Origin of the sequence: Mesorhizobium sp. WSM4976 (genome assembly GCF_029625685.1) — a bacterium.
Lineage (GTDB): Bacteria > Pseudomonadota > Alphaproteobacteria > Rhizobiales > Rhizobiaceae > Mesorhizobium.
In genome coordinates, this window is record NZ_JARTVT010000075.1 from 1 (window position 1) to 3,698 (window position 3,698).

3 protein-coding genes are annotated in these 3,698 nt (G+C 58.5%); all 3 read left to right on the plus strand.

Annotation, left to right across the window (positions count from 1 at the left end; genetic code table 11):
- A partial coding sequence (locus P9272_RS35620) for an exopolysaccharide production repressor protein (protein WP_127313226.1) occupies positions 1–245 on the plus strand: 245 nt, incomplete at its 5' end.
- A gap of 236 nt (positions 246–481) precedes the next feature.
- On the plus strand, positions 482–1,495 hold the full coding sequence (locus tag P9272_RS35625; protein ID WP_024505903.1) for a 1-aminocyclopropane-1-carboxylate deaminase: 1,014 nt from the start codon (positions 482–484) through the stop codon (positions 1,493–1,495).
- Positions 1,496–2,094: 599 nt separating this feature from the next.
- Positions 2,095–3,252, plus strand: coding sequence for a TlpA disulfide reductase family protein (locus P9272_RS35630; RefSeq protein WP_063170386.1), 1,158 nt, complete (start codon positions 2,095–2,097; stop codon positions 3,250–3,252).
- Positions 3,253–3,698: the final 446 nt, after the last annotated feature.

The window sequence follows — 3,698 nt, forward strand, 5'->3', positions numbered from 1 at the left end:
GCACTTCATCTTTTTGTCGGCTCGTGGGGCTGGTCCTGTGCAGCAATGCGTCGATGGTTTACTTCGCTTTGGATTCGCTCCGTGTGGCAGTCGTCACGACGCTGGCCTGTTCGCTGCTGCTTCAGGCCGGCTACTTCGGCCGCGTGCTCTTTCTGATCTGGCAGTCCTCTAGCCGCGCTCGTGGAACTCGCCACAGGGGCCAGCATGCCGATGGTTACAGGAAAGCTCGGGTACCAGTCGTCTGACTCTGATCAACTGCGGAATGCAATTTTCAGCTGTGTCCCGGCTTGGTCGAATGCCCAGCATGTGCTGCTGCTTTGATGCGCGGATGACAGGATCAGTGCTCAGACCCACACCAATTTTGGTCACCCTCTGATGACTGAGCTGATCGTATAGGGAATCTGTGTTCGGCTAACACGCGACCATACCCCTGGGCTGACCGGTGCGTAGCAGGTTCAGGTACTTTTTTGCTGGAGATAGCATGCTGGAAAAATTCGAACGTTATCCGCTCACCTTTGGACCCACGCCGATCGAGAGGCTCGACCGCCTCGGCAAGCATCTGGGCGACAAGGTGGAAATCTACGTCAAACGCGAGGACTGCAACTCCGGTCTCGCGTTCGGCGGAAACAAGCTGCGCAAGCTCGAATACATTGTGCCCGACGCGATCGCGTCAGATGCCGATACGCTCGTCACAATCGGTGGCGTGCAGTCCAACCATACGCGCATGGTCGCTGCGGTCGCCGCCAAGATCGGCATGAAATGCCTCCTGGTCCAGGAGAGCTGGGTCCCACATGATGATGCTGTCTACGACCGGGTCGGCAATATCCTCTTGAGCCGCATCATGGGGGCAGAGGTGCGCCTGGTTGACGAGGGCTTTGACATCGGCATCCGCCGCAGCTGGGAAAAGGCACTTTATGAAGTCAAGGCAAGGGGCGGCAGGCCATATGCGATACCTGCCGGCGCCTCTGTCCACAAATACGGCGGCCTGGGCTATGTGGGGTTCGCTGAGGAGGTGCGTGCCCAGGAAGAGCAGCTTGGGTTTGCCTTCGACTATATCGTCGTCTGTACGGTGACTGGTTCAACCCACGGCGGCATGCTCGTCGGGTTCGCCAAGGATGGTCGACAGCGCAACGTGATCGGTATCGATGCCTCCGCCATGCCCGCCAAGACCAAGGCGCAGGTGCTTGGCATCGCCCAAAATACAGCGAAGCTCGTCCACCTCGGAGCGGAAATTGTCGAGGCAGACGTGGTGTTGTTCATGGACTACGCGTACCCGGGTTATGGCGTTCCATCGGAGGAAACCAAAGAGGCAATCCGTTTGTGCGCGCGGCTCGAGGGCATGATTACGGACCCCGTTTACGAGGGCAAATCGATGCAAGGGATGATCGACCTCGTCCAGAGGGGCTTCTTTCCACAGGGATCGAGGGTCCTCTACGCACATCTAGGCGGCGCACCGGCGATCAACGGGTACGGCTACACCTTTCGCAACGGCTGACGTTCGGCAGTCTGCGATTCCGCGGTCGCGCTCGAACGTGGGTAGGTAGCGTCGTTCGAGCGCTTGGCTGGAGAAGTGGAGGCAGCGACGGGCATCCACTAATTGGTACCATTACGTGCTGTCGGTGCTCAACGCCACGCGCATTGAGCGCATGCCGCCGTTGGCAACCGCGAGGCGAATTTTGACTCCGGGGCAAGAATCCACACGCGGCGGTGGCGGCACGAGGACCAAGCCGGCGAGTTCGCGCTTTCGAACTGGCGCCAAACTGCCACTGCTCGAGGGCCGAGGCCAGTCTAATCACAGGCGAGCCGTCCAAGCTCTCAAGAGTGATAGGGCGAAACCCGACAGCGGCAGAAGACATGTCGGGTTCACGACAATCGGCCGCATTTGGCCTCGTGGAGAATTTCAAAGCATTTCCCGCCGCTTACCGGAGCTGAGGGAATTGGCACCTCCGTTGCAGCTTGATGTGCGGCAACACGGTGAGAGCTTCGCTGAAGCAAGCCAGAGGGAGCGATGCCCTCGAGACCGTGTCCGATTTTGACTGGAAAATATTCCGCGACAAAAGAGACGAAAGGTGTGGAATGACTTTGGACACCAAGATGGAACTGCGTATGGGGTCCCCGGCTCCTGCGATCAAAGTGGAGAACTGGCTGCGTGGCGAGCCCCTCACGAACTTTCGGCCCGGCAAGGTCTACCTCGTTGAGTTTTGGGCGACTTGGTGCGGACCATGTGTCGACGCCATGCCCCATTTGATCGAACTGCAGGAGAAATATGAAGGCAGCGGATTTGAGGCGGTCGGAGTTGCCGCCTGCGAACAGGGTCCTACCGCAGACGAGGCGCGGACCAACGTGGATGCCTGGCTGACCGAGGAGTTCCCGAATCTGAATTATCGTATCGGGTTCGATTACATTGGCGAAATGAACAAGCTCTGGATGGATCCCAGCTCTTCGATTGGGATTCCCACCTCGTTCGTGGTCGACCGCGACGGCCACATCGCTTTTATCGGCCACCCGGCGGAACTCGATGACGTTTTGCCGAAAGTCCTTAACGGCAGCTGGCGCAGCAGCTATGAAGCGAAAGCCGCCGATGCAAAGCGCATCGCGCATAACCAACTTGCAGCGCGCGAAATGTCGCTTACCGGGCCGATATACGCCAAACTTGAGCCGGCGATGCAGGCCGAGGATTGGACGGCGGCGCTCTTGGCCATCGAAGAAGGCCTCGCCTTGATGCCAGACTCTTGTGAGTTCCGGCAGATTCATGCGGATCTTCTGCTTCACAAGCTGCGCGACATCAAGACCGGCATGCCGGTCATGCGAGAATTGGTCGAGGACGCGATCGACAAAACGTCCGACGCGGTGTCGTGGATGGCCTTGGCCCTCAACCAACTCTTCGATCCCACGATGGACAATTCCCATCTTCCGCGCGCGGAGCGCTTTGCGATGGGCAACGAGCTCTCGGAACAGATACTGGCACTCAATCCCCCGAACGGCGATGGCCCGTTTAAATACCTCCGGTACCTCCCGGTAGCTCAGTATTATTACGAGAGCGGCAACAAAGATCGCGCAATCGAGTTGATCGAGGTGGCACTGAAATCGGTGGACCGGCTGGGGCCAATTCCGGACCACACCAAACAGTACTATCTTACCCCATTGCTCGAAGCACTGGCCAACTACACGGGTGAGCCTGCCTGTCACGCGGATCTTTGTGTGGCTCCGCAAAAGAAGGCACCCGAAACTCAAAACGAAGTCACTTCCTGAGCAAGAATCGCGAAGGGACTGACAATTGGAATTGAACACTGGCCAATCCGCCCATCGAAGCTCTCTTCGCAGCAAGTATGTCGATGCAGCAGGGCGGCGGCTTGCGGAAGGTTGGATTTCAATTGCGTTGACCACCGGTCGGATCGCGGCGCAGACGATGTGCGCCGCGAATTCGCGCCGCAGGTCTCGCACTCGTGGACATGTCGAGGTCGGCCACGGGGCACTCTTGGGGTTGGCCCGCCCAAGCCATTCGTCGGCCACGCAAGCGGACCCGGAGTGGGCATCGCAGGAAAAGGAAATCGTACCTCGAAGACGAAGACTGAAATGACGAACAACGAAATTCCTCCGGTTGGCCCTGCTGTCAACAATGACGACGAGGCCCTTGCTTCCCCGTTCGTCAAATGCCTCCTGCGGCTCATTCGTACTCAGGATTCCTTCGGCTTATG

Bases quoted from the DNA above. Each gene is read 5' to 3' on its own strand.
- P9272_RS35625 (WP_024505903.1), top strand. From the start codon at position 482: ATGCTGGAAAAATTCGAACGTTATCCGCTCACCTTTGGACCCACGCCG.
- P9272_RS35630 (WP_063170386.1), top strand. From the start codon at position 2,095: ATGGAACTGCGTATGGGGTCCCCGGCTCCTGCGATCAAAGTGGAGAAC.